23 protein-coding genes are annotated in these 25,836 nt (G+C 73.0%); 10 read left to right on the forward strand and 13 right to left on the reverse strand.

Annotation, left to right across the window (positions count from 1 at the left end):
* Nucleotides 1-21: 21 nt before the first annotated feature.
* The 7 genes from Cco03nite_RS17510 to Cco03nite_RS17540 form a co-directional block, all read right to left on the reverse strand.
* Nucleotides 22-771, reverse strand: a complete 750-nt coding sequence (locus Cco03nite_RS17510) for a hypothetical protein (RefSeq protein ID WP_203693176.1) — start codon at nucleotides 769-771, stop codon at nucleotides 22-24.
* Nucleotides 772-881: 110 nt separating this feature from the next.
* Nucleotides 882-1,466, reverse strand: a complete 585-nt coding sequence (locus tag Cco03nite_RS17515) for a DinB family protein (protein ID WP_239167446.1) — start codon at nucleotides 1,464-1,466, stop codon at nucleotides 882-884.
* Between the two features lie 72 nt (nucleotides 1,467-1,538).
* The gene (locus Cco03nite_RS17520) at nucleotides 1,539-2,708 is read right to left on the reverse strand and encodes an MFS transporter (protein WP_203693177.1); all 1,170 of its coding nucleotides are present in this window, start codon (nucleotides 2,706-2,708) and stop codon (nucleotides 1,539-1,541) included.
* A 95-nt stretch (nucleotides 2,709-2,803) separates the two neighbouring features.
* Nucleotides 2,804-3,457, reverse strand: coding sequence for a DUF7003 family protein (locus Cco03nite_RS17525; RefSeq protein WP_239167447.1), 654 nt, complete (start codon nucleotides 3,455-3,457; stop codon nucleotides 2,804-2,806).
* A 67-nt stretch (nucleotides 3,458-3,524) separates the two neighbouring features.
* A complete protein-coding gene (locus Cco03nite_RS17530) occupies nucleotides 3,525-4,349 on the reverse strand; it encodes a hypothetical protein (RefSeq protein ID WP_203693178.1) in 825 nt (274 codons plus the stop codon).
* Between the two features lie 110 nt (nucleotides 4,350-4,459).
* A complete protein-coding gene (locus Cco03nite_RS17535; RefSeq protein WP_203693179.1) occupies nucleotides 4,460-6,937 on the reverse strand; it encodes a glycoside hydrolase family 127 protein in 2,478 nt (825 codons plus the stop codon).
* A 196-nt stretch (nucleotides 6,938-7,133) separates the two neighbouring features.
* Nucleotides 7,134-7,724, reverse strand: a complete 591-nt coding sequence (locus Cco03nite_RS17540; protein ID WP_203693180.1) for a TetR family transcriptional regulator — start codon at nucleotides 7,722-7,724, stop codon at nucleotides 7,134-7,136.
* A 23-nt stretch (nucleotides 7,725-7,747) separates the two neighbouring features.
* On the opposite strand from Cco03nite_RS17540, the gene Cco03nite_RS17545 reads away from it, so the two are divergent.
* Together Cco03nite_RS17545 and Cco03nite_RS17550 are read left to right on the forward strand one after the other, a co-directional pair.
* Nucleotides 7,748-8,179: an SRPBCC family protein gene (locus Cco03nite_RS17545; RefSeq protein WP_203693181.1), complete on the forward strand. Its 432-nt coding sequence runs from the start codon at nucleotides 7,748-7,750 to the stop codon at nucleotides 8,177-8,179.
* 57 nt (nucleotides 8,180-8,236) lie between these two features.
* Nucleotides 8,237-9,025, forward strand: coding sequence for a hypothetical protein (locus Cco03nite_RS17550; protein ID WP_203693182.1), 789 nt, complete (start codon nucleotides 8,237-8,239; stop codon nucleotides 9,023-9,025).
* Nucleotides 9,026-9,148: 123 nt separating this feature from the next.
* Here Cco03nite_RS17550 and Cco03nite_RS17555 read toward each other — a convergent pair whose 3' ends face one another.
* Both Cco03nite_RS17555 and Cco03nite_RS17560 read right to left on the reverse strand, forming a co-directional pair.
* Entirely contained in the window at nucleotides 9,149-9,814 is a 666-nt protein-coding gene (locus Cco03nite_RS17555; RefSeq protein WP_203693183.1) for a hypothetical protein, read from the reverse strand.
* Nucleotides 9,815-9,911: 97 nt separating this feature from the next.
* Nucleotides 9,912-10,820 carry a helix-turn-helix transcriptional regulator gene (locus Cco03nite_RS17560; RefSeq protein ID WP_203693184.1) on the reverse strand — a complete coding sequence of 303 codons (909 nt, stop codon included), beginning with the start codon at nucleotides 10,818-10,820 and terminating at the stop codon, nucleotides 9,912-9,914.
* 49 nt (nucleotides 10,821-10,869) lie between these two features.
* Between Cco03nite_RS17560 and Cco03nite_RS17565 the strand changes: the two genes are divergently transcribed.
* A complete protein-coding gene (locus tag Cco03nite_RS17565; RefSeq protein ID WP_203693185.1) occupies nucleotides 10,870-11,610 on the forward strand; it encodes an SDR family NAD(P)-dependent oxidoreductase in 741 nt (246 codons plus the stop codon).
* 79 nt (nucleotides 11,611-11,689) lie between these two features.
* Here the strand turns inward: Cco03nite_RS17565 and Cco03nite_RS17570 are convergent, their stop codons facing one another.
* On the reverse strand, nucleotides 11,690-12,340 hold the full coding sequence (locus Cco03nite_RS17570) for a response regulator (RefSeq protein ID WP_203693186.1): 651 nt from the start codon (nucleotides 12,338-12,340) through the stop codon (nucleotides 11,690-11,692).
* On the reverse strand, nucleotides 12,337-13,476 hold the full coding sequence (locus Cco03nite_RS17575; RefSeq protein WP_203693187.1) for a sensor histidine kinase: 1,140 nt from the start codon (nucleotides 13,474-13,476) through the stop codon (nucleotides 12,337-12,339). The genes Cco03nite_RS17570 and Cco03nite_RS17575 overlap by 4 nt, the downstream gene beginning before the upstream one ends.
* A 156-nt stretch (nucleotides 13,477-13,632) precedes the next feature.
* Here Cco03nite_RS17575 and Cco03nite_RS17580 point away from each other — a divergent pair, with 156 nt between their 5' ends.
* The gene (locus Cco03nite_RS17580; RefSeq protein ID WP_203693188.1) at nucleotides 13,633-14,304 is read left to right on the forward strand and encodes a DUF2306 domain-containing protein; all 672 of its coding nucleotides are present in this window, start codon (nucleotides 13,633-13,635) and stop codon (nucleotides 14,302-14,304) included.
* Nucleotides 14,305-14,351: 47 nt separating this feature from the next.
* Here Cco03nite_RS17580 and Cco03nite_RS17585 read toward each other — a convergent pair whose 3' ends face one another.
* Nucleotides 14,352-16,679: an esterase-like activity of phytase family protein gene (locus tag Cco03nite_RS17585; RefSeq protein ID WP_203693189.1), complete on the reverse strand. Its 2,328-nt coding sequence runs from the start codon at nucleotides 16,677-16,679 to the stop codon at nucleotides 14,352-14,354.
* 178 nt (nucleotides 16,680-16,857) lie between these two features.
* Here Cco03nite_RS17585 and Cco03nite_RS17590 point away from each other — a divergent pair, with 178 nt between their 5' ends.
* The 4 genes from Cco03nite_RS17590 (at nucleotide 16,858) to Cco03nite_RS17605 (ending at nucleotide 20,491) form a co-directional block, all read left to right on the forward strand.
* The gene (locus Cco03nite_RS17590; protein ID WP_239167448.1) at nucleotides 16,858-18,090 is read left to right on the forward strand and encodes a sensor histidine kinase; all 1,233 of its coding nucleotides are present in this window, start codon (nucleotides 16,858-16,860) and stop codon (nucleotides 18,088-18,090) included.
* Complete coding sequence (locus Cco03nite_RS17595) at nucleotides 18,087-18,740, forward strand: response regulator (protein ID WP_203693191.1); 654 nt, start codon at nucleotides 18,087-18,089, stop codon at nucleotides 18,738-18,740. The genes Cco03nite_RS17590 and Cco03nite_RS17595 overlap by 4 nt, the downstream gene beginning before the upstream one ends.
* 73 nt (nucleotides 18,741-18,813) lie before the next feature.
* A complete protein-coding gene (locus tag Cco03nite_RS17600) occupies nucleotides 18,814-19,689 on the forward strand; it encodes an alpha/beta hydrolase (protein WP_203693192.1) in 876 nt (291 codons plus the stop codon).
* Nucleotides 19,690-19,945: 256 nt separating this feature from the next.
* Entirely contained in the window at nucleotides 19,946-20,491 is a 546-nt protein-coding gene (locus tag Cco03nite_RS17605; RefSeq protein WP_203693193.1) for a DUF4142 domain-containing protein, read from the forward strand.
* Nucleotides 20,492-20,497: 6 nt separating this feature from the next.
* Here the strand turns inward: Cco03nite_RS17605 and Cco03nite_RS17610 are convergent, their stop codons facing one another.
* Nucleotides 20,498-21,331 (reverse strand): peptidoglycan-binding protein, encoded by an 834-nt coding sequence (locus Cco03nite_RS17610; RefSeq protein ID WP_203693194.1) that lies wholly within the window; start codon nucleotides 21,329-21,331, stop codon nucleotides 20,498-20,500.
* Nucleotides 21,332-21,518: 187 nt separating this feature from the next.
* Between Cco03nite_RS17610 and Cco03nite_RS17615 the strand changes: the two genes are divergently transcribed.
* Together Cco03nite_RS17615 and Cco03nite_RS17620 are read left to right on the forward strand one after the other, a co-directional pair.
* The gene (locus tag Cco03nite_RS17615; protein ID WP_203693195.1) at nucleotides 21,519-22,349 is read left to right on the forward strand and encodes a phosphatase PAP2 family protein; all 831 of its coding nucleotides are present in this window, start codon (nucleotides 21,519-21,521) and stop codon (nucleotides 22,347-22,349) included.
* A gap of 72 nt (nucleotides 22,350-22,421) precedes the next feature.
* Nucleotides 22,422-25,697 carry a DUF2961 domain-containing protein gene (locus Cco03nite_RS17620; protein ID WP_203693196.1) on the forward strand — a complete coding sequence of 1,092 codons (3,276 nt, stop codon included), beginning with the start codon at nucleotides 22,422-22,424 and terminating at the stop codon, nucleotides 25,695-25,697.
* Nucleotides 25,698-25,836 lie beyond the last annotated feature (139 nt).

Consider the following 25,836-nt stretch of genomic DNA (forward strand, 5'->3'; position numbering starts at 1 on the left):
CTCGAACCGGGTCTTCGCCCGTCAGCAGTCCGGATACGCGGCCGGCTCGGGCCACACCAGCATGACCAAGGGGGTCCGTTCGTCGCCGCGCGAGCACGGCTGCCGCTGCGAGACCTGCGCGGAGGGAATGTTCACCACCCGCCGGTCGTCTTCGAGCATGACGGTGAACCATGCGCCGTCCTCGTCGAGGATGTATCCGACGACCGGACCCGATGTGGACTGGGTGATGCGCTCCACCGGGATCCACGGCGTGTCGCGGGTGGCGACCCAGAGCCAGCCGAGCAGCCCGAACACGGCGAGCCCGACGGCGAGCGGCGTATTGTGCGCCGACTTCGGCTCGCGCAGGACGAACGGCAGTTCTCCCGGGTCGCGGCCCTTGGCGAGCAGTCGCCTGCGTATCCATACGATGAGGAAGCTCGACCCGATGCTCGCGACCGCCACCACCAGGTAGATCAGCAGGTAGCCGGTCGGGATCGTGGCGAAGGCGAGGATCGACGCGATCACGGCGGCGATGACGGGGCCGCGCAGGCTGTGCCCTGCCCAGGCGGCCGCGATCAGCGCGGGATAGGTCAACACCATGGGCAGGTAGCCGAGCGACGGCAGCCCTGCCACCAGCGCGGCGATCGTGACGTTGAGCCCGCCCTGCGAGGTGAACAGTGCCGCCATCGTGTATTCGTTGCCGTGGGCTACCGACCAGATCTTCGTCAGGACGGTGACGCCGACCGCGATCGCGATCACCAGACTCAGGTGATCCTTGATCCAGGCGCCCATGCTGCGAGCCTAAATGGTGCAAACCGGGGATGATCGCTGACCGGCCGATCCGGTCGGCGTGCCGGCTGGATACGTGGCCGAAGCTCGACGCCGCCCGTCGCCCTGGAGAGTCACGACCCGGTGACGTCCCGGTGAGTGAGCGCGGCCCGCTCGACCCGCTCCCGGTAGGCGGCCCACCATTGCGGGTCGGTCTCGGGCAGGTTGGAGCCGCCCTCGGACAGGCCCGCGGCGCCGTCGACCGACTCCCGGACGATGTCGGCCTGCCCGGCGTGCCGGTGCGTCTCGGCGATCACGTGGATCAGGATCTGGTGCAGCGTCACCTCGCGGTTGCCCGGCCGCCACCACGGCACCGTGCCCGGCGCGTCGAGGTCGAGCGCGTCGATCGTGGCGTCGGAGTGCGCCCAGACGCGCTGGTACAGCTCGACGTGGTGTTCGCGGGTCTCCTCGGGGGTGGCCCACATGTCGGCGTTGGCCTCGGCGTCGGCGGCGAGGCATGGGATCGGCTCCGGGAACGGCCGGCCGAACACGAGGCCGAGGTACTCCGACTCGACGGCGGCGGTGTGTTTCACCAGCCCGAGCAGGTTGGTCGCGGTCGGGGTGAGCGGCCGGCGGATGTCGTACTCGCCGAGCCCGCTGAGCTTCCAGAGCAGCGCGTCGCGCCCCTCCTGCAGGTACGACTTCAGGGTCTCCTTCACCCGGCAGATGTTAACAAGATCCGCAGGTGCCGGTGGCCCGCGTCGATCCGGTCCGGCTCGGCGGCGCGGCGGCTACGTCCGTTCCGGTTGGACCCGGGCCGGGGCGGTGCCGGACAGGTAGAGTGCCATGCCGACGGCGACCAGCAGCGCGCCGATCGGCGGGATCGCCGCCAGCCCCCACGCGTCCAGCGCGAACGCGCCGGTGAGCGCCCCGGCCGCGACCCCGGCGTTGTACGCGCTGGCGTTGATGCCGGAGGCCTGCTCGGTGTGGTCGGGCGCGACCAGCAGCGTGGCCGCCTGCATGAGGATCGGCAGCAGGCCCATGCCGCATCCGAACACGATCACCGCGGTCACCGCCGCCCAGGCCGCGGTGCCGTTCAGCCAGAGCAGCACCAGCCCGGCGAGCAGCACACCGACCGCCGTGACGATGCCGGTCCGCAGCCGCCGGTCGGCGACCCACCCGGCGACCGGCAGCATCAGTGTGCCGGCCAGCCCGTTGGCGAGCAGCACCGGCGCGATCCCGTCCTCGCTGATCCCGGCGCGCTGCAGCAGCGGCGCGGTGTACGTGATCATCATGTAGGTGCCCAGCATGGTCACCGCGGTCATGGCGACGATCGGCGCGAAGTTCGGCACCCGCAGCACGTCGAGCATCCGGGAGCGCACCGCGGCGGTGCTGCCGGGCACCTCGGGCAGCAGCCACCACGCCAGCAGCGTCAGCGCCACCGCCACGGCGGTCAGCCCGGCGAACGTGGCCCGCCAGCCGACCGCGGTGCCGAGGCTGGTCCCGGCGGGCAGGCCGATCAGGACCGCCATGCTGCCGCCCGACGAGACGACGGTGACCGCCCGCCCGATCCGGTCCGGGGTGACCAGCCGCGCCGCGAACCCGGTGACCACCGCCCAGAAAAGGCCGTGGGTGATCCCGCCGAGCAGCCGCGCCCCGAACGCCACCGGGTAGTTCGGGGCGACCACCATGACCGCGTTGCTGGCCGTGTACGCGGCCAGCGAGGCGACCAGCAGCGTCTTGCGCGGCATCCGGGCGGTCAGCGTGCCCAGCGGGGCCGCGAACAGCGCGACCATCAGCGCGTACCCGGTGACCAGCAGGCCGAGCTGGGACTCCGACACCGCCAGGTCGCGGCTCATGCCGAGCAGCAGGCCGGTCGGGGTGAGTTCGGTGGTCACCGAGATGAACACGGCGGCGCTGAGCAGCAGGAGCGACGGCCACGGGCCGGGTTTGCGGATCACGTGCCGCATTTTGTATCGCCGATGAACAAACGCGCAATCGAGATCACCGGTGGAATCGTCCGATGACCGGACGACGCCGGCCGCCGTGACGGCGGTCAGAGCCAGCCGGACTCCGGCCAGTTCGACCAGTGGGTGTTCGGCTCGTGCGTGGGCCGGTAGGCGTCCAGGTCGCCGGTGGCGAGCACCGAAGCCAGCTGCTGGAACGTCTCGGTCTGGCTGGGCAGCTGGTCGTGGCGGTCCGGCTCGCGGTGCCACCACTGCTCCAGGACCAGGATGCGGGGCAGGTCGGCGGGCAGCCGGTGGCGCAGCTCGTCGTCGTCGGCCAGCAGCAGGTCACGGTGCTCGGGCACGAGCCGGCGGAACACGTCCCACAGCGGCTCGCCCTCGATGCCGTCCACGTCGAGGGCCTGTCCGCGGACCACGACCGACGGGTGGCCGCCGCGCAGCCGCGTGCTGTGCGCGTGGTCCTCGAGCTGGTGCATGTTGTCCACGCGGGCCAGGAAATCGCCGTGGCCGTAGCCGGGCTCGCCCTCGGTGAGGCAGTTGCCGAAGCAGTGCAGCAGGTCGATGACGTTGCCGGCGCGCGGGTTGTACCCGACGAGCTCGATCACCAGCGCCCAGCGCTTGTCGTCGCGGAACGCGTGCACGCGGCCGTCGATCGCGTAGTAGTAGCCGTGCTCGGGGTCCGGGAAGTCGAACCCTTTCGCGGCGCGGTCCAGCTGCGCCAGCACCTCGTCGGACGTGATCACGGGCGGAGACGGTACACGCACGGGGCCGGGTCGCCCAGTCTCACGCACGGCCTCGGTGTGTCTCCGTTCATGCGGGCGCGATGCCGTGCTCGCGACCGCAGGCGGTCAGCGCGAGCACGGCCTGCCCGGACACCGCCGTGGACGGGCCGAACGTGCTCGGGTCGACGGAGGTGAGCGCCGCGATGTCGGTGGCGTAGCACACCTCCGGCAGCGCGAGCCGTTCGTACAGCTCGGCCCGGCGCGCCAGCACGGCGTCGACGTCGGCCTGGTCGATCCCGTCGTACGCGTCGGCGGGCAGCCCTTCGTCGTCGTCGGGCAGCCGGTAGCCGTCCTCGGCGGGGTGCTCGCCGAGCCGCTCGCCTGGCTCGACCTCGTAGTAGCGGCGCACCCGGCCGGCCTCGGCCAGGCACCACATGGTCCACGAGTCGCCGCAGCTCATCCCGTAGAGGTGGGCCGCACCGAACCGGGCGCTGAGCCGCGCGCACAGGTCCTGCGCGCGGCCGGCCCAGACGCCGCGGTCGGCCGGGTCGGCGTGGGCCAGGTCGGGTGACGTGCCGAACACCAGAGTCCAGCCGTCGATGACCGGAGTGACGTAGACGCGCCCGTGCGAGCGGTGGTCGTCGGCGGGCAGGTCCCAGCTGTGGCGGTCGCGGTTCCAGGCGGCCTCGCCCTGGTCCGTGGAGACCGGCCGCGGGTCGGACAGGTCGAGTTCGGCCAGCACGGCCGCCTGGTCGGTGGTGCGGATCGCGAGCCACGTCCCGCACAGGTGGACGGGACCGGCCTGCGCTCCGGGCGGGTGTTCACCGGCATGGCGCGGGGATGGCGCGAAGTTCGACGCATGGCAGGCGTCGCCGCCACGGGTTCGGCTGTCGCGGAGAGAGGGGGTCCGCATAGGACACCACGTTACGTCGCACGGCTGACAGATCTTCAGCACCGCAGGTGGCGGCGCAGAACGTGGCAGGCGCGGGCCGAGGGAGCGCCGTCTCCCCCGGCCCGCACGGATCACAGGCCCGCGGAGTGGAAGCCGCTGACCTCGGACGCCGTCAGCACCCGGCTGTAGACGCGGAACGAGTCGACCGCGCCGTCCAGGTACGGATCGCTGTACTGCGAGCGGCCGATCCAGTTGTTGGTGGTGCTGCCCAGCGACGCCGGGGTGAGCGTCATCGCCGAGTTGCGGGCCACCTCGGCCCCGTTGACGTACAGGATGCCGACGCCGCCGCCGACGGTCACCGCGACGTGCGTCCACACGCCCGTGGGCAGCGCGGACGGGGCGTTGATGCGCTGCTCGCCGCCCGAGCCCGACGTGGTGATGGCGAACCGGGCGGTGCCGGAGCTGCTGCTCGGGACCAGGAACATGTTCGCGCTGGTGCCGGTGCCGAAGTCGAACAGCCGCGCCCAGTTCGTCACCGCGTCCAGCCGCACCCAGGTGGCGATGCTGAACGCGCTGGCCCCGGCGAGGATGCCCGAGGGCAGCGCCACGTACTGCGAGCTGCCGCTGAGGTTGACCGCGTTGCCGGTGCGCCCGGCGACCCAGGTCGCTCCCCCGGCCAGGGTCGCGGTCTTGCCGTTGCCGGTGGCGTCGGCCGCGGACGTGCCCGAGGTCTCGTTGAACAGGTAGTGCGCGACGAACGCGGGCAGCGGGTTGGTGGTGGTGACATTCCAGTACACGGTGTAGCGCTGGCCGTGCATCTTGTAGAACGGCAGCAGGGTCACCGTGCCGGTGGACGCGGTCGCGGTGAACTGCAGCGGCGTCGACGTCGCGGTGATCGACGACGCGGTGAGGGTGGGCAGGGCGGACAGGTTGGTGCTGCCGTACGCCCCGGCCAGCACGATCGGACCGTACTTGACCGCCTGGGTGGTGGCGCTGTCCGGGGTGGCCTCGCGCACCACTGCCATCGGCAGCGCCACGTCGACGACGTCGCCGGTTGCCCACGTCCGGGTGATCACGGCGTACGACCCGGGGGTCACGCCGCTCTGCAGGGTGCCGTTGACGCGGATCGTCGCGCCGGTGGCCCACGCGGGCACCCGCACCCGCATCGCGAACGTGCCCGACCCGGCGGTGATGGTCAGCTTGCTGGACGGCGCCTCCGGGAACGTGGTGTCCTGCCGGACCGTGACGCCCTTGGCGGCCCAGTTCAGCTGCGAGGCGATGAACAGGTTGACGTACAGGTTGTCGCCGGAGTGGAAGTAGATGGTGTCGCCGAGCTTGGTGTTGGTCTCCATGCCGGTGCCGTGGCAGCAGGTGAAGTTGTTGTAGTCGTTGCTGTAGGTCTTGATGCCGCCGGCCCGCAGCGGGATGTAGTAGCTGTGGAAGCCGTGCGAGGAGTTCGGGTCCTGCGCGCCGAGCAGGTGGTTGTACAGCGCCTTCTCGTAGAAGTCCATGTAGTCGGCGCGGGCCGGGTTGGTGAAGAACAGCTGCCGGGACAGCTTGAGCATGTTGTAGGTGTTGCAGCACTCCGCGGTGTTGTCCGACAGCTCGCTGGCGATGCGGTTCGGAGCCTTGAAGTACTCGCCGTTGGAGTTCGCGCCGATGGCGTAGGTGTGCCGGCTGACCACGATGTCCCAGAAGTTGCGGGCGATGTCGAGGTAGCGGGTGGTGCCGGTGGCGTGGTACTCCCGGATCGCGCCGATGGCCTTCGGGATCTGGGTGTTGGCGTGGTAGTTGTTCAGCGCGTCGGTGTTGGCGGCCAGCGGGTCGAAGACCTCGGCGTGGTCGAAGTGCTGCGCGGCGACCAGGTGGTTGCTGTTCTCGGTGAGCTGGTACAGGTTGGCCAGCACCTCGTTCATGCCGCCGAACTCGGTGTCGAGCATGTTCTGCCGCTGGGTCAGGGTGAGCCGGTCGTTGCGGAACTTCACCCACGACGCCATCGCGGTGAGCACGGTCAGCGCCTGCGCGTTCCCGGCGAGCAGGTGCATGTCCAGCAGCCCGGCCATGATCTTGTGGAGGGTGTAGTAGGGCGCCCACACCGACTGGCGGGCCTCGACCCGGTCGATGAAGCTCTCCGGGTACGCCGACAGGTAGCCGGTGTTGTAGCCGGCCGTCGTCGCGCGGGCCTGGCAGATCGCCAGCTGCGCGACGAGGTAGTCGCCCTTGGTCTTGAAACTGGTGGTGCCGGTGCTGGCGTACGCCTGGGCCAGGCCGGTGAGCACGTGGCCCATGGAGTGCCCGCGCAGCTCGGTGGTCGGCGACTCCCAGCCGCCGCAGGCGGTGGCCGAGGAGGACAGGCCGTAGTTGAGGCGGAACGTGTGCAGCAGGCGGTCGGCGTCGAGGAAGCTCAGGTAGCTCTGGGTGCGGCCGGTGTTGGCCAGGAACGGGCCGGACAGCAGCGTGACCGCGCCGAGCGGGAACGGGTAGACGGATACGCCGATGTCGGTGCGGGCGGCGTGGGCGGGCGCGGCGGGCAGGCTGCCGGCGACAGCCGCGGCCGCGGCGCCGACGGCGCCTGCGCGCAGCACGGTACGGCGGGACAGTGCGGACATCGATTCGCCTTTCTCAGGGACCGGGGCGGTGAGAGCGACGTGTCCGGCGCATCGACGATCGCCTACGAAAACCATTTCGGCAAGATGTCCGGCCGATTACCCTTCATCTCGAAACGTTTCGAAACTCCGTGAGAGGGCGGAAGGCGCGCACCTGCATACCAGCACCACCGCTGGCGGCAGTGGTGACGACCCACGGTCACGCCCCGGTGAGCCGGCTCTCCCACATGCGGACGAACAGCCGGTAGGAGGCGTCGGTCGCCCGCGGGTCAGCACCGGCCAGCAGTTCCAGCAGCAGGCCACGGCAGGTGGCCACGCCCAGCCGCAGCTCGTCGCGGTCCACGGCCAGGCCGAGTCGCCGCGCCACCGCCTCGCTCTCGTCGAGCCACGGGCCGGTCAGGTTCGCCAGGAAGCCGCCGGTGCCGGGGGCGTCGTGCACGGCCACCCCGACGACCTCGAAGAACAGCCGCACGTACGGCCGCAGTTCCGGATCGGACACCCGGGCCCAGAGCAGCAGCATGAGTTCGCCGGCCTTGGTGCCCTCCGCCGGGGGTCCGCTGCTGGCGACCCGGTCGGCCAGCTCCCCCAGCAGGTCGCGCTGCTGCTGCTCGATGAGGCCGACGACCGCCGCGAGCAGGCCCTCCCGGGAACCGAAGTGGTAGAGCAGCATGCGGTGGCTCGTGCCGACCCCGGCGGCGATCTCACGGAGGCTGCGGCCGGTGATGCCCTCGGCCGCCGCGTACGCGATCACGCGGTCCAGCAGCTCACGGGAGCTCGCACTGACGATCATGTACCAGATGGTACATTAGTGTGATGCGATGGAAAGACGTACTCGTGATCGACGCGCCGGCGGACGTGGTCTGGGCGCTGACCGCCGACGTCGAGCAGTGGCCCGCCACCACGCCGACGATGACCCGGGTGGTGCGCCTCGACGAGGGGCCGCTGCGGCTGGGCAGCCAGGCCCGCATCAAGCAGCCGGGCCAGGCCGAAGCCGTGTGGACCGTCACCGCGTACGACGAGGGCCGCGGGTTCAGTTGGCAGACCACCGTCATGGGGCTGACCATGATCGGTTCGCACCTGGTGGAGCCGGTCGGCGACGGCTGCCGCAACACACTGGGCATCGAGGTGCGCGGCCGGGGCGCGGGCCTGTTCTGGGCCCTGCTCGGCCCGCTGCTGCGCCGCGCCGTACGCACCGAGAACCGCGGCTTCCGCGACACGGCGCATCGGCTGCGTGCCGCGGCCTGAACCCACCGAAGATCATCCGGCTGCCGGTCGCCGGGAACGGGCGTCTACATTGTGCCGGTGATGCTGCTGTTGAAACTGCTGCTGGCTCCGGCGCTGGTCGTCGGCTCGTCGCTGGCAGGGCGGCGATGGGGAGCGCAGGTGACGGGGGTGCTGGTCACCCTGCCGGTCGTGGCGGGGCCGATCCTGCTGATCACCTGCCTGGAACACGGCACCGCATTCGGGGCCGCAGCGGCATCGTCCTCGCTGCTAGGACTGGTGACGCTGGCGCTGTTCGCGGTCGCGTTCGCCTGGTGCTCGCGGCGTATGCGCTGGGCCGGTGCGCTGGCCACGGCCTGGGCCGCCTGCCTGGTCGCCGACCTGGCCGTGGCGCAGGTGAGCCTGCCCGCCTGGTGGGGCCTGCCGGTGACGCTCGCCGGGATCGCCGCCGCGTCCCGTGCACTGCCGCCGGTGGAGGCCGAGGTGGGCGTCCGCCCCACGCGTACGTGGCCATGGTGGGACCTGCCCGGCCGGGCCGCCGCGACCGCGTGCCTGGTGCTGCTGGTGACCACGCTGTCCGGCGCGCTCGGGCCGGAGATGACCGGCGTGCTGGCCCCGTTCCCGATCGCCACCAGCGTGGTCGCGGCTTTCGTGCTGGCCCGGCACGGCTCGGCGGAGACGGTACGCACCCTGCGCGGCGTGCTGACGGGGCTGGTCGGTTTCGCGGTGTTCTGCTTCATCGTCGCGGTGCTGGTCGACCGGTGGGGCACCGCCGCCGCGTTCGGCCTGGCGCTGACCGTGACCGTGGCCGGCCAGCTCGCCTGGCTACGCTCGCGGGCCTCGCGCCGACCGTCGACCGTCCCGGCGTGACGCCCCGCCCCTGGCGCAACTCTCGAAGAGTCGCACGGTTCAGCGCTGCGTGATGCCGCGACTCTTTGAGACTTGCGGCGGGAGCGGTGGGCTGGGCTGGGCGCATCGGCGGGGTGGGATCGGTCAGGTGCGCAGCCAGTGCCGCCATGAGGCGGGGGTTGCCGGGGCGGCCGGGTTGTCCAGGGCCCAGCGCAGGTAGCCGGCCCGGAGGCGGACCAGGCCGTCGAGGCTCTGCTCGGCCGATTCGACGATCATCCGAACCGAGGGACCGTGCAGGCTGCGGGCGATCTTGAGGTAGCCGAGGTCCTCGCAGCGGTGCTCGCGCCCGATCGCGGCCGCGACCAGTCCGAGCAGCTCGCCGTGGGTCTCGACGGTGGGGCCGTCGGCGGCGAGGGTGCGCAGCAGGTGCCGCTTGGCCGTCCAGCTGCGGGCGTGCTCGGCCCACTCCTGCGGGTAGTCGGTCTCCCAGCGCAGGTAGAGCACCGCGAACCGGGCGAACGGCGCGCGCTCCTCGGGCGTCGGCGCGTTCAGGTAGTGCCAGATCGGGGCGGCGAACATCCGGGCGTGCACGTCGCGCTTGGCGGCCTCGGTCTGGTCGTGCTCGGCGACCAGGCGCGGATCGGGCAGCTCGTCGCCCGAGCGGGGGCGCACGATGCGCGACCAGGAGTGCAGGCGGGCCCAGTCGTCCTGGTAGCCCTTCTCGCGCTCGATCGCGGCGCGCCGCCGGTCGGCATCCGGGTGTACGACGTCGAAGGCCCAGGTGAAGTCGGCCAGCTGCTCTGCCTGCACGGCGGCAAGGTTGCCAGCTCAGCGGGCCTGCCGCCAAGGAATCGGCGCCCACTGTGATCCGGAGACGTCGATCGGTCGACCCAACGACAGCACTTGATTACTCTCCGTTGCCGCGGATGGCCGACGGGGGCCGGCCGTGCCGGGCGGTGAAGCATCGCGTCAGGTGCGCGTGGTCGGTGAACCCGCAGGCTGCCGCGATCTCGGCGAGTCCCAGGTCGGTGCGCTGGACCAGGCCCCGCGCGAGGCCCAGCCGGGTGGCTGACAGCAGCTCCCGGAAGCCCGTGCCCTGCTCGGCCAGGGTGCGCTGGAGGGTCCGCGGCGAGCAGCCCGCGTGCCCGGCCGCCGCCTCCAGCCGCCAGCGCCGCGCCGGGTCCGCCGCGATCAGGTCGCGTACGGCGGTAACCGGCGACCTGGCCGCCTCCTGCGTGGTCGCCAGGTCGAGCGTCCAGCCGTCCACCCGGCCCCGCCCGGCCAGGCTCCGCTCCCCCGGCGCGTCGCCGGACAGCGCGCTGCCGTCGGCGAACCGTACCGTCACGGCCGGTCGCCGACCGGTGCACGCCGCCACCAGCACGTCGTGGATCGCGGCCGTGAACAGGCTCTCGGCCGGTTTCGGCGCGCCGCCCAGCAGCGCCCGGTGCGTGACGGTCAGCCGGCCCGGTTCGAGGCTCAGGTCGGTGGTGTGGCCCGCGTGATAGCCCAGCTGCAGCTCAGGCAGCCGCGCGGCCAGTTCGGGCAGGGAGCCGCGCTCGATCAGGTCGGCGATCTCGCCCCGGCGCGGGCGGTCGAGCAGGTGCTCGGCCGCGCCGCGCAGCGCCGGCCAGCCGTGGCCGGTCAACTCCGCCAGCAGCACGTGGTGCAGGCGCTCCGGCACCGGCTCGGCCGCCGCGAGCAGCCGGGCCGCCGTGCCGGCTGCCGGGCCGGAGCCGTGGCGGCGTACGCCGAGCAGCGCCGCCCGGGCCAGGCCCGGGTGCACGGTGCGCTCGTGCGCGGGAACCCGGACCTGCATGGCGGAATCGTACAAGCGCCCCGGCCGGGTCCTCGGCCACGCTTCGGGCATGAGTTTCCACCGCAAACGCGTCCTGGTCACCGGCGGCACCAGCGGCATCGGCGCGCACCTGGTGCGCCTGCTCGCCGAGCAGGGCGCGCTCGTCGCGACCTGCGGCCGCGACCCCGACCGGCTAGCACAGGCGACCCGGCGCCCGGGCGTCACCGGCTGGGTCGCCGACCTCGCCGACCCCGGCGGCACCGCCGCACTCGTCGCCGACGCCGCCGCCGAACTGGGCGGGCTCGACGTCGTCGTCGCCAACGCCGCCGTGCAGCATCGCCAGTCCTTCACCGGCGGCTGGTCCCCCGCCGACAGCGCGGCCGTCCTCGCCGAGACGCACACCAACCTCGCCGGGCCGATCGTGCTGGCCGGGGCGGCCTGGCCGCACCTGCGCCGCTCACGGGGCGTGTTCACCGCCCTCACCTCGGCCCTGGCCTACTCCCCGAAGAAGACCGCACCCGTGTACTGCGCGAGCAAGGCCGGGCTGGGCGTGTTCCTGCGGGCGCTGCGCTACCAGTGGGACGACGCCGACGCCGGAGTGACCGTGCAGGAGGCGCTGATGCCCCTGGTCGCCACACCGATGACGGAAGGGCGCAACGACGGGGCGCTGCCCGCCGAGCAGGCCGCGCAGCAGATCCTGCGCGGCATCGCCCGCCGGGTCCCGGTGATCGCCGTCGGCAAGGCCCGGCCGTTCCGGGTGATCCGCCGGGTCGCGCCGGGGGTCGCCGACGCGATGCTGCGCGACTCCTGAACCGGAGTCGGCGACCGTTTAGTCCCGGTCAGCCAGTCCCGGTCAGCCAGTCCCGGTCAGGCAGGCTCCGGACCGGGTCTCAGCGCCCGGTGAACCCGGTCCGGTACGCCCAGACCACGGCCTGGGTGCGATCGCGGGCGCCGACCTTGCCGAGCAGGCTCTTGACGTGGGTCTTCACCGTCTCCAGCGAGATGAACATGGCCTGGGCGATCTCGGCGTTCGACTTGCCGGCGGCCAGCGCCCGCAGCACCTCTGCCTCCCGGTCGGTGAGCCGGGCCGCCGCCACGGCAGCCGGGTCACCGGGCCCGCGCCGGGCGGCGGCCAGCAGCAGCCGCCGGGTGACCGCCGGGGCGATCAGCGCGTCCCCGGCCGCGACGGTGCGTATCCCTGCCACGAGCTGCTCGGGCGTGGCCCGCTTCAGCAGGAACCCGTCCACCCCGGCGGCGATCGCGTCGTCCACCACCTCGTCGTGGTCGAACGTGGTGAGCACCAGCACCCGGGGCCGGGGCGGCGGCCAGGACACGATCTCCCGGCTCGCCGCCGTGCCGTCCTGCACCGGCATCCGGATGTCCATTACCACCACGTCGGGCCGCAGCGCGCGGGCGGCGGCGACCGCGTCGCGGCCGTCGACGGCCTCGCCGACCACCTCGATGCCGGGCTCGGCGGCCAGCAGCGCCCGCAGCCCGCCCCGGACCAGCGCGTCGTCGTCGGCGAGCAGTACCCGGATCACGCTCGCACCGCCGCCGGCAGCGCGGCCCGCACCCGGAAGCCGCCGTCGACCGGGCCGGCCTCGAACACGCCGCCTTCCAGCCGGGCCCGTTCGCGCATGTTGACCAGGCCGCGGCCCGGGGTGGGCGCGGGCAGCGGCGGTGTCTCGTTGACGACTTCCAGCACGACCATGTCGGCGGTCTGCCCGAGGTCGACGGTGATCCGGCCGGTGGCGGTGTGCCGGAGGGCGTTGGTGACGGCCTCCTGGGCGATGCGGAACAGCGCCCGCTCGCCGCTCGGCGACAGGGTCACCGTCGCGGGGTTGAGGACCAGCTCCCGTCCTGCCGCCCGGACCCGGCCCGCGAGCTCGGCCAGGTCGGTCAGGGCCGGTTCGGCGGCGGGTTCGCCGTCGCGGTCGGCGTGCAGCACGCGCAGCAGCCGGTCCAGTTCGCCGAGCGCGTCGCGGCCGACGGTCTCGATGTGCGCGAGCGCCTGGGCGGCGAACTCCGGGTTGTCGGCGAACACCCGCCGGCCCACCCCGGCCTGCATCACCATCACGTTGACGGCGTGGCCGAGGGCGTCGTGCAGCTCCCCCGCGAGGCGGCTGCGCTCCTGCGCGAGGACCCTGTCGGCAGCGTCGGCCTGCTCGCGGGCCGCGGCGAGGGTACGCAGCCGCTCGGCGTCGGCGGCGATCCGGCGGCTGCGCGCGGCGTCACCGGCGACCGTGGCGATGACGAAGCACATGGCGATGCCGAAATAGTCCAGTGTGCCTACCGTGCCACCGTCGGCCAGCGCGAACCCGCCGACGGACAGTCCGGTCAGCACCACGGCGGCCGCCCGGCGCTCCCAGCGCTCGCTGTGCGAGAAGCAGGTGAACAGGGCGATCCAGGCCGCCCACTGCACGGTGGTGACCGCGTACCCGAGTGCTGCGGTGAGCGGCACGAACACGCCCGCGACGGCGAGCACGGTCAGCGGCGCGCGGCGGCGCCACAGCAGCGCCAGGGGCGCGAGCGCGCCGAGCGCGAGGCCGATCGCGTCGGCGGGCCGGTAGGGCGGGCCGACCGGCATGAACAGTCCGGCCAGGACGGACAGGAGGGACAGCCCCACGGCCGGCCCGACGTCGGCGATCGCGAGGCGGCGGGCGGGGGTGACGGCCATGGCGGCCATCCTGCCGGATCCGTTGCGGCGCGGGCAGGCTGCGACCCGGAAACCCCTCGCGGGAGGGAGGTGGGATCACTGGCGTGAGGGGCGTGCGGCGAAGGCCGGCGAACCTACGCTCAGCCGGACCGATCCGTTGACGGACAAGGAGTTGCCATGGTGACGACCGGCCTGCCCGCCGGGCGCCGTACCGGGCGGGTGCTGGGTTTCTGGTGGTTCGCGCTGAGCGGCGCGGCGGTGGCGGCGTTTGCCGTGGTGCCGTATCTGACCGCGTCGCTGCGGCAGCTCGCCGAGCAGGACGCGGGGCTGGCGGCGGCGTACGCGGGCCGACCGGCCTGGGTGCAGGCGGTGTTCTACGCGCACATCGTCGGCGGCGGGATCGCGTTGGCGGTGTCGCCGTTGCAGTTCGCGGCCCGGATCCGGGCACGCGTGCCCCGGGTGCACCGGACCGTCGGGCGGATCGCCGTCGCGGCGATGCTGGTGAGCGGGGTCGCGGGGCTGGTCATCGCGCCGCTGAACCAGGCCGGGCCGGTCGGCACCGCCGGGTTCGGCGCGCTGGCGGTGCTGTGGCTGTGGTTCGCGGTCGCGGCGTTGCGGGCGGCCAGGCGGCGGGACTTCACGGCGCACCGGCGCTGGGCGGTGCGCGCGTTCGCGATGACGTACGCGGGGGTGATGCTGCGGCTATGGCTGATCCCGCTGATGTTCGCGGCGATCGGCTGGTTCGGCGTCGCCCCCGAGGACGCGTTCGCGACCGCGTACGCCTACGTGCCGTTCCTGTGCTGGGTGCCGAACCTGCTGGTGGCGGAGTTCGTGCTGCGCCGGTCCTGAGGTGAGGGGGCCGCGGACCGCCAGATGCCGCGGCCCCCTCGGCTCACTCAGGCCGCCGGGCGTCGCCGCCGGGCCAGCCGGTACAGGCCCGCGCCCAGGGCCAGCACCAGGAAACCGGCCGCGACGATCGTGGTGACCTTCGCGCCGGTGACGGGCAGGCCGCCGCCCTCGCCGCCGTCGGCGGGCGGGAACACGCCCGGGAACACCTTGTCGGCCTTGCCCAGGCGCAGGAACACGGTCTCGCCGGTGGCGTCGTCGATGCCGTCGTTGTCGGTGACGGCGTACACGCCGCCGTCGCCGCCGACAGTCAGGCCCTCCAGCTTGTCCTGGGTCCAGCCGTGTCCGGCCCGCAGCGCGGGCAGCACGTCCACGGCCAGCTTCTTGGTCACCGGGGTGACCTGCGCGCCGAGCGTGGCGGGCAGGTCGAAGGTGTACACCTTCTTGAGCTTGGCCAGCTCGCCGCGCTGGTTGTCGCGCTCGATCACGGCGAACGTGTCCGCGTCGAGGGCCACCAGCTCCGACAGCCCGACCCACGCGCCGGCGGGGGCGGCGTCGAGCGGGTAGCCCAGCCACGCCCAGTCGCCTTCGGTGACCCGGTAGCGGCCGATGCGGGCGGTGCCCTTCTCGTCGGTCAGCTCGCGCTGCACGGCGACCCATACGGTCTCGGTCGCGCCGGAGCCGGTGACCGCGACGCCTTCGAGGCCGTTGCCGCCGAGCTTGGCGGTGACGTCGGCGGGCAGCGCCACCTCCTGCTGCACGGCGCCTGCGGCGTCGATACGCACCAGCTTGTTCTCCGGGCCCTTGGCGCCCTCGACGGCGAGCCAGAAGCCGCCGCCGGGCCGGGTGGCCAGGCCCTCGGCGTCCAGCGCGACACCCTTGCCGTCCTTGGTGACGGTCAGGTCCTTGGTGATCGTCGCCGGGGTGGTCGCGGTGTCGATCGCGAACAGGCGGGTCGGCGCGTACACGCTGTCGCTGACCGCCCACAGCCTGCCGGGCTCGCCTGTGGCCGGGGTGAGGCCGGACAGCGCGCCCCAGGCGATCGGCAGGCCGCCGGACTTCGCCGAGACCAGCGACGGGTACGCCGGAGCCTGCCCGAACCGGGCGATGGTGACCGCCCCGCGCAGCCCGTTGTCGGGGTCGTCCAGCTCGCTGGAGATCACCACGAGGCCGCGCGACGGCACCGCGATGACGCCCTCGGGCTCATTGGCGGTCGGGATGAGCTGCGTGAACTTCGGGTGCGCCGGGTCGGTGACGTCGTACACGGCGGTGAAGTTGCCGCGCTCGGCGTTCACGAACAGGTACGGCTTGCCGCCGAACACGCCGGTGGCGACGTTCTCCGGCTCCACGCCCTTCGCGTCGGAGCGCTTGTCCGGGTAGTTGCCGTGGGTGACGGCGAGGTGTTCGAGGCTGTTGCCGGCGTCGAAGACGACCTTGCCGCTGGTGTCGAACACGGACCAGCCGCGCGAGCCGCCCTGGTAGTCGCCCTCGTTGGCGGTGGCGAACCGGTCGGCGCCCAGCCAGACGACGCCGTCGGGTTCACGGCCGGCGGTGACGCCGCCGGTCAGCGAGATCCGGTCGTCGTCCTCGGTGTCCACGGCGGACACGGAGACCTGCCCGGCGCTGAAGTGCCTGTCGACCTTGCCGGTGGCCAGGTCGACGATCGCGAGGTGGTTGTTCTCCTGCAGGGAGACGACGGCCTTGCCGGCGCTGTTGATCGAGACGTACTCCGGCTCGGGGTCGCTCGGCGCGACCTCGGCCAGGCCGGTCAGCGCGACGGTGCGCAGCGCCCAGTCGGCGACGGCCGGCTTGACGTCCACGACGGCCAGCCAGCCGGCGGGCGCCTGCGGGATCTCGCCGTCGTCGACGTCCTCGTCGCGCTCGTTCTCGATGGCGACCGCGACGAACCTGCCGTCCGGCGACACCGCGACCGAGTCGGGCTGGCCGCCCAGGTCGATGCTGCGCGCGACGGCGCGGGTCGCGACGTCCACGACGAGCAGTTCGCCGTCGGGGTGGGTGAAGTCCGCGCCGGTGCTGACCGCGACCAGGGCGTACTTGCCGAGCACGGCGACCGACGTCGGCGAGCCGGGCAGACCGAGCACGCCGGCCGGGACGGGGGCGTCGGGGTCGGTGATGTCGACGAAGCCGATCCGGTCGCCGGAGGCGTCGGTGTAGATGACGGTCTTGCCGTCGGCGCTGACGGCTGAGATCTCCGCTGAGGCGGCGTCGGCGGCCGACGTGTTCAGGTAGACCGGGAAGGTTGCGGTGCGGTTGAACGTCTGCGGCGAGTCAGCGGCCCGGGTGGGGCCGCTGAGCAGGAGCGCCGCGGCGAGTCCGGCGGCGCCGGCTCCCGCGATCGCGCGGGTGGGGAAGGACATCGGTGCTCCAAACCAAGGGTGGACGTGGTCTTGGTACCGAGCACGGCTGACCGGCTGGAGTTGATCAGGACAACGTGCGGTGAACAGCCGCCGACCGGCCACCCGCTACCGGGGTAGGACCTGCGGATGCCTCCCGGGTATGACGACCGCCACCCGGCCGCGCCGTAAGCTTCCGGCGGTGGAGAACGTGAAGCGGCCGGGTGGGCTGGGTGACCTGCGGCGGCTGCTGATCGGCGCGGACTACCCACCGGTCCGGTCACCGGGCCGAAGATGGCAGCGGATCAGGTCGCTGATCGTCCCGGTGGTGCTGCTGGCTCTGGTCGGGCTGGCCGGCGCCGCCTACGAGTACCTCACCGACACCCGCCACCTGCCCGCCAACACCGCGATCGTGCTGGCCGCAGTGGGGACCGCACCCGCGGCTCTGGCGTTGCTGGCCTCACACCGGCCGCTGATGGCCTGGCGGATCGCCCTGGTCGGGCTGTTCCTCGGGGTGGCCGGTTATGCCCCGCCGGAGCCGTGGCCGTGGAATCCGGTGCAGATCCTGGCCTTCCTGGCGATGCTGTGGTTCGTCTCGGTGCGCGCCGACGTCGGGGTGAGCGCCTGGTGCCTGGTGCTCAGCCTGCTGCCGGTCTGGATGTACGTGCCCAACCGCGGCAACGCCTGGGGCGTGACCGTGCTGCTGACCGCGATCATGCTGGTCGGCGACCAGGTGCGCAGGCGGCGCAGCAGCCAGCGGGCGCTGGCCGAGCAGGCCGAACTCAACGAACTGGAGCAGGCCCGCCGTGCCGTGTTGCAGGAACGCACCCGCATCGCCCGGGAGATGCACGACGTCGTCGCGCACTCGATGTCGATGATCGCGGTCCGGGCCGAGACCGCCCCGTACCGGGTCGCCGAGCTGACCGGGCCTGCCAAGGAGGAGTTCACCGAGATCGCCGCGTCGGCGCGTACCGCGCTGGACGACATGCGGCGGCTGCTGTCGGTGCTGCGCCAGGCCGACGACCCGGCGCTCACCGCGCCCCAGCCGGGCCTGGCCGAACTGGGCCCGCTGGTCGACGACGCGCGCGCGTCGGGCGTCGACGTGCACCTGGCGATGGAGCTGCCGCTGCGGCCGGTCGGCGAGGCGGCGGCGCTGACGGCGTACCGGATCGTGCAGGAGGCGCTGGCCAACGCGGCCCGCTACGCGCCGGGCGCACGGGTGGACGTGTCACTGGCCTCCGGCGAGCGAGGCCTGCGGGTGGAGGTGCGCAACGGGCGGCCGGCGGGTCGGCCCGCGCGCCCCGAGGGACCGGGACACGGGCTGGTCGGCATGCGGGAACGGGTGGCCATCCTGGCCGGCCAGCTGCACGCGGAGCCGACGGGTGACGGCGGGTTCGCAGTGACGGCGCTGTTGCCGGACGGAGGAGTTCATTGATCAAGGTGCTGATCGTCGACGACCAGGCCATGGTGCGGCAGGGTTTCGGGGCGCTGCTGGCCGCGCAGCCGGACCTGGTGGTGCTCGGCGACGCCGCCGACGGGGCCGAGGGGGTGGCCGCGGCGCGTCGCCTGGACCCGGACGTGGTGCTGATGGACGTGCGGATGCCGGTGATGGACGGGCTGGAGGCGACGCGGCGGCTGGCCGGCGGCGACCGGCCCAAAGTGATCATCCTGACCACGTTCGACCTCGATGACTACGTGTACGAGGCGCTGCGCGCCGGGGCCAGCGGCTTCCTGCTCAAGGACGCGCCCGCCGCGGACCTGATCCACGCGGTGCGGGTGGTGGCGGGCGGTGAGGCGCTGCTCGCGCCGTCGGTGACGCGGCGGCTGATCGCCGAGTTCGCGTCGCGGCCCCGGGCCGACCGGCCGCGGCCGGTGGCGCTCAACGGGCTGACCCCGCGCGAGACCGAGGTGCTGCGGCTGATCGCCCGCGGGCTGTCCAACCAGGAGATCGCGGACCTGCTGGTGCTCGCCGAGCAGACGGTCAAGACGCATGTCAGCCGGGTGCTCGGCAAGCTCGGGCTGCGCGATCGGGCGCAGGCGGTGGTGCTGGCGTACGAGTCGGGTCTGGTCGCCGCCGGGGAGTAGTACGGCGGTAGGGGCCGGGAATGGCTCCGCGGCGCGACGCCCGCGCGGTGGCCCGCCGCAGACGGTGGCGCTCATGCGATCCCGTCTCCTTTCCGTCGGCACGGTCAGCGCGCTCGCGCTCGGGCTGCTCGCCGCGCCCGCGGCCGTGCCGCTGCCGGTCTCCGTCGACTACGCGCAGGCCGCCGCGGCGATGACCGCCGCCGGGGAGCCGTACGCCGGCTGGGCGGCCGCCGGCCGCCGGTTCCTGCTGTTCGACCCGTCCGGCGACGGTTTCGCCGCCGAGGTGCTGGGTGACCTGTCCACCGCGGAGCGGGTCGCGGTACTGGTGCCGGGGGTCGGCACGACGCTGGCCGACTTCGACCGCGGCCTCGGCGGCGTCGCCCGGCGCGCACCGGCGGTGCAGGCCCGGCAGCTGTACACGGAACTGCGACGCCAGGCACCGCACGCCCGCGTCGCGGTGGTGGCCTGGCTGGGCTACGACCCGCCCGACGGCTGGGGCCTGGACGTGGTCACCGAGACGAGCGCCGCGGCGGGGGCGGTGGCGCTGACCCGGTTCGTCGGGCGGCTGGTGCGCGAGCATCCGGCTGTCGTGCTGACGCTGGTCGGGCACAGCTACGGCTCGACGGTGCTGGGCCTGGCCGCGAGCGCACTGCCCGCGCAGGTCGGCGACCTGGTCGCGATCGGCAACCCCGGCATGGGCCACGACCTCGTCGGGGACCTGGGCACCGGTGCGCGGGTGTGGGCCGCGGAGGCTCCGACCGACTGGATCCGGCGCGTGCCCGGCGTACGCGTGCTGGGCCTGGGCCACGGCACCCGGCCCGGCAACGCGGAGTTCGGGGCGAGGCTGCTGCCTGTCGACGGCGTCAGCGGTCACGACGGCTATCTGGACACCGGCAGCGCCACCCTGCCCGCACTGGCCGAGGTGGTCCTCGGCACCCGCTCCCCTTGACTGGCAAGCGCCGGTGACGTTCACGACTTCCGGACGTGCGGCAGCCCTGGGCCACTCGCCCGGGGCCGCCGTGCTTTGCTGCCCGTTCACACCGATTCGGCCGCGCTGTCGGGAGACCGGGCAGATGACCGGTTCGGTGGGCCGAGTCCTTGCGCCTGTTCGGTTTTGGACCGCGATGACGCCTGCGGGCAGCGCAAACCTGGAAGCATGGTGGGTGGCCGAGCCGGATTCGGGAACTCGACAGAGGAGTACGGCCATGGGTTTCGTGCGAAACATCGGCGTGCTCGCCGCGACACTGGCCGCCGGGCTGCTCGCCACGGCGGGGCCGGTCACCGCGACGCCCGCCGCCACCGGAGCGCCGCTGGACAACGCCTACCTGATCGCCGCGCACCAGTCGAACCTCACCGAGATCGCGATCAGCAACCTGGCGGCGACCCACGAGGGCGCCTCGCCGATCGTGGTGCGGCTCGGCGCGGAGTTCAAAGACGATCACCAGAAGCTCGACGACCAGCTGATGTCCGTGGCGCAGCAGCAGGGGGTAGCGCTGCCGAACATGCCCGACACCGAGCAGCAGGCCGTGATCCAGCAGCTGGAGCAGCTCAACGGCGCACTGTTCGACCAGGCGTGGGTGCCGGTGCAGCTCAAGGCCCACGCCGCGGCGATGGCCGCGACGCAGGCCGAGATCGCGAAGGGTCAGGATCCGGCGGTCGTGCAACTCGCCAAGGACGCGCTGCCGGTCATCACCAAGCACCACGAGCAGCTGCTCGACGCGGCGCCCCGGCTCAACGTCCAGGTCCCCTGACGGCCGTCAGGCCCGCAGGTACTGCTCCCAGGTCACCTTCGGCTCGACCGCAGGCCCGTCGTCGGGCCCGCGGTTGGCCAGGCCGTTGAGGCCGAGGTAGTAGTCGCCGGCCTGGTTGCGGGCCGGGGTGGACTGGTCGGTGTCGGCCAGCGCGATCGCGTGGATGTGGTAGGGCCAGTTGCCCTGGGACGGGGTGCGCAACCAGGCGGCGAAACCGACCTGGCGGAGCCGCCGCACGGCCGTCGTGCGCTGGGCGGAGGTCATGCCGTCCACGGCGAGGTCGAGCGCGCCGCCGCCGTCGTGGGTGCCCGCCGACGTCGGGTCCTCCCCCGGGCTGTAGGAGCCCTGGGTGATGGTGAACTGCCGGGCGAGCAGCCGTTCGGCTTCCAGCAGCATCGCCTTGGTGCGGGCGTTGACCGGCACGCCCCGGAAGGTGCTCTGCGCCCCGGGCGACAGCGGCCGTACGACGGTGAAGCGCTGCTCGCCGAGCTTGGTGAGCGAGGTCGGGCCGGGCAGGCCGGTGGCGTCGAGGCCGGTGTAGCCCAGCGAGCGCTGCCAGGCCGCGTACGCGTCGATGGTCCTGGTGCCGAAGTGCCCGTCGACGTATGACGCCGCGAGCAGCCCCTTGGCCTGCAGTGCGCTCTCCACGAGCAGCACGCTGTCGCGGCTGCCGGCCGTGATCGCCGAGTCGGCGCGGCGCGGGTCGATCTGCGCGGACTTCACGACCGCCTCCATGTCGACCGTCGGCAGCGCGGCCGACGCCTGCCCCGTCCACGCCGCGACCGGTGTGGCCAGCGCGCCCGCGAGCGCGCCGCCCATCAGCCGTCTCCTGGTGACCATCGGGCCCTCCCCACTGTGCGACGAGCCCGATCCGGACCCGCCTGATTTGATCTCTGTGGGCGAGGCTAGGCACGGCCGCTACACCGGCGGTACACAGTCCCTACAGGTCACCGGCCGATGGCGGCCCGTTGCCAGCCTTCGTCCAGCCGGCTCTGATCGAATGGCTTCCGGCGGACAGGAGGCGGGTATGACCGGGAGCGTGCTGCTCGGGTTGGGCGTGGCGACGGTGCTGGTGGTGGCCGCGTACGCGGTCGTGTGCGCGGTGCGGCCGGGGGCGGCGTACCTCGCCGGGCGGCGCTGGACGCAGGCCTCGGACCGGCACGGGCGGGCCGCGTTCTCCTGGCTGACCGCGCGGGTCGCCGCGGAGGTCGTGCTGCTGGCCATCGGGGCGGCGCTGGTGTTCACGCTGGCGTCGGTGTTCGTGGAGGTGCTCGACGCGGTCGTCGACGCCGACGACCTGACCGTGATCGACCGGCCCGCCGTGGAGTGGCTGGCCGGGCACCGCACCCCGGGTCTGACCCGGTTGCAGATCGCGATCACCGACCTCGGCAGCGCGGTCGCGCTCACGCTGGCGGCCGTGGTCGCCGTCGCAGTGGTCGCCTGGCGCAAGCGCTCGTGGTATCCGCTGGTGCTGGCGGTGCTGTCGCTGGGCGTGCTCCAGCTGATCGTGTACGCGATCAAGGAGATCATCGGCCGGGACCGGCCCAACCCGCCGGACCAGGTGGTGACCGCCGCCGGGTACTCGTTCCCGTCCGGGCACAGCGCCAGCTCGCTGGTCGGGTTCGCGCTCCTGGCGTGGCTGGTGTGCATGCTGACGAGCAACCGCACGGTGTGGGCGACGGTCTGGGTCGCCGCCGCTGCGGGCACCGTGCTGGTCGGGCTGTCACGGGTCTACCTCGGCGTGCACTACCCGAGCGACGTGCTCGGCGGCTGGGCGCTCGGCCTGACCTGGCTGGCGGTGGTCGCCGTGGCGACCCGGGTGTGGCAGATGCGGATGGCGGCCCGTGAAACCTCGTGAAACTTTTCTCACCGATACAGCTGAGTTCTGCAACTAATTGACATTCACGTATGTCGAATATACGTTCCCGGCATGCACCTTCCACACCTGCGCACGCTGATCGTGGCGGCAGTCGTTGCGCTCACTCTGACCAGCACCTCGACGCCAACAGCGGCGAGCCCTCCCGACGCCGCGCCCGGTCTGGCGGCCATCGCGGACAAGGGGCCCGTCGGGTGGGACGTGTACCGGCGGCTAGACCTGCTCCCGCACCTCGCGGCCGGCACCCGCACCGCGCAGTTCTCCAGCTTCGGCCGGGACGGCTCCAACGACGACGGGTTCAGCGGGGCGTACTCCTGCCTGCGCCAGTCCGGCGGCTGCGTCCTGGCCGAGGATCGCGGACCTGGCGAGGTCCAGTCGATCTGGTTCACCCGTGACGAGGGCAACGTCACGGCGACCGGCTGGATCCGCATCGAGCTCGACGGGATCACCGTCGTGGACACCGGGTTGCAGAACCTGGTCAACGGCAACCTCGGCGCGCCCTTCAGCTTCCCCCTGGTCACCAACGCCGACCAGACCTCCGGTGGCGTGACCGTCAAGGTGCCGATGCCGTACCGGACCTCGATGAAGATCACCACGCAGCACAACCCGCTGTTCTACCACGTCGGCTACCGCAGGTTCGCCGACGCGACCGGGATCAGCACGTTCAGCACCGCCGACAGGGCCGACGACGTCATCACCCTGCTGCGCGCGGCCGGCACCCGCGACCCGAAACCGGCCCAGGCCGGCTCGGCCACCAGCAGCGGCACCGTCACGGCCCCGGCGGGAGGTCAGGTCACCGTGGCGAACCTGACCGGCCCGCGACTGGTCACGGCCCTGCGGCTGCGGGTGCCCGACGCCTCCGCGACCCCGGCGGTGCTCGCCGGGCTGCGGCTGCGGATCACCTTCGACGGCCGGCGCACCGTCGACTCGCCGATCGGCGAGTTCTTCGGCTCCGGCCTGGCCGAGAAGCACGTGCGGTCGCTGATGTTCGCGATGGACACCGCCGCCGGCGGCTGGTACAGCTCCTGGTGGCCGATGCCGCTGCGCAGCACCGCCACCGTCGAACTGGTCAACACCACCGGGCAGTCGGTCTCCGGCATCGGGACCGAGGTGACCTCCGCGCCGGGTGCGCAGTGGACCGACCTGCTCGCCTCGACCGGTGAGGCGGGCTACTTCACCACCCGCTCCGCGCGGGCCGAGACCGTCATGGGCCAGGACTGGACGATGGCCGACCAGTCCGGCCGGGGACGGCTGGTCGGCGTCACGCAGACCATGCGCGGGCACATCACCGGCGGCAACACCCGCAACTACCTGGAGGGCGACGAGCGCATCCACGTCGACGGCTCGCCCACCCCCCAGTGGTACGGCACCGGCACCGAGGACTTCTACGAGTCCGGCTGGTACTTCAACCGCGGCGAGTACAGCGGCGTGTTCACCGGCAACCCGGCGCACCAGTTCCGTGCCTCGGGCTGCGCCGACGAGTGCGACGGGGCGTACCGGCTGCTGATCGGCGACGCGGTCGCGTACACCACCGCGGTGCGGATGGGCATCGAGCACGGGCCGGGCAACGACATGCCCGCCGACTACGGCTCGACGGCCTACCTCTACACCCAGCCGACCGCGGCGTCGCGGCGCACCGACACGGTCGTCGCCGGCGACGCGGCCAGCCGGTCCGCGCACGCCTGGGCCGACAGCGGGGCCACGCAGTACGCCCTGGTCTCGGCGTTCGAGGGCGACGACCCGACGACCGTGTCGGGGCAGGTGCGGGCGAGCGGTGCGGCGGTCTCGTTCCGGCTCGCGGTCGCGTCCGGCAACCAGGGGGTACGCCTGCGCCGGACCGGTGACCAGCAGTCCGCGGGCCAGCAGGCGGCGGTGACGGTCGACGGGGTGTCCGCCGGGACGTGGCTGCAGCCACTGGGCAACGGCACGCACCGGTGGCTGGCCGACGAGCTCGCGCTGCCTGCCGCGCTGACCGCAGGCAAGACGGCGGTCACGGTCACGCTGACCCCGGTGGCCGGGTCGCCGGCCTGGACCGCTTCGCGGTACGAGGCGCTCAGCCTGGTCACGCCGTTCGCCGACACGGTCGCGCCGGGGCAGGTCACCGGGCTGGCGCTCGGCGGCGGGCGGGTGCACGCGCTCGGGTTGAGCTGGGCGGCGGCGAGCGACGACGTCGGTGTGGCGAGCTACCGGGTGTACGCCTCGCGCAGCTCCGACGTGGCGGTCACCGCGGCGAACCTGGCCGGCACGGTGGCAGGGACCGGGTTCCGGCACGGGCCGCTGCCCGCGCGGCAGACCTGGTACTACCGGGTGGTCGCGGTCGACGCGGCGGGCAACACCGGACCGGCGTCCGGGGTGGTCTCGGCGACGACCCGGGTGCAGGCGAAGGCCGACGTCAACGGCGACGGGCGCGACGACACGCTGCGGTTCACCCGCGCCGACACCAACGACGTGTTCACGGCGCTGTCCAGCGGCACGTCGTTCACCGGCAACGCGAAGTGGCACGACTTCTTCGGGCTGCCCGGCGAGGCGCCGATGACCGGCGACGTCAACGGCGACGGCCGGGCAGATCTCATCACGTTCACCCGCGGCGACCTCGCCGACGTGTACGTGGCGCTGTCCAACGGGTCGTCGTTCGGGCCGGGCGTGAAGTGGCACGACTTCTTCGCGGTCGGCACGGAGATCCCGGCGGTCGGCGACGTGGACGGCGACGGCCGGGCCGACATCGTCACCTTCACGCGCGGCGGGGCCGGTGACGTGTACGTGGCGCTGTCCACGGGCAGCGGTTTCGGGCCGGGGATCAAGTGGCACGACACGTTCGCGTTCGGCACGGAGACCCCGGCGCTGGGCGACGTGGACGGCGACGGGCGTGACGACATCATCACGTTCACCGGCGGCAGCGCGGCCGACGCGTTCGTGGCGCTGTCGGACGGCACCCGGTTCGTGCAGAACGCCTGGCTGTGGCAGGACCAGGTGGCGGCGGGCACGGACCTGCCGGCGCTGGCCGACGTCAACGGCGACGGACGCGACGACGTGGTCTCGTTCAGCCGGGGCAGCACCGCGGACGTGTTCGTGTCGCTGTCGGACGGCGGGCGCTTCGTGCAGTCCGGGTGGAAGTGGCACGACAACTTCGCGATCGGCACGGAGACGCCCGGCGTGGGCGACTTCGACGGCGACGGCCGGGCCGACGTCGTGACGTACACCGGCGGCAGCGCGGCCGACGTGTACGTGTCGTTGTCGGACGGCGGACGCTTCGTCCAGAACGGCTGGAAGTGGCACGACGGCTTCGCCACCGGCACCGACCTGCCCAGGCCGGGCTTGATCCTGTCCTGAGCAGCGCAAAAGGGGACGCCTCCGGTGGTGCGGAGGCGTCCCCTATTTCGTGTGCCGCTACAGGGTGGTCTCGCCGTTCAGGCCGAAGAAGTCGTGCCACTTCGCGCCGCCGAGGAAGCCGGTGCCGGTCGAGATGCCG

This window comes from Catellatospora coxensis (genome assembly GCF_016862635.1).
In the GTDB taxonomy this organism is placed as follows: Bacteria; Actinomycetota; Actinomycetes; order Mycobacteriales; family Micromonosporaceae; genus Catellatospora; species Catellatospora coxensis.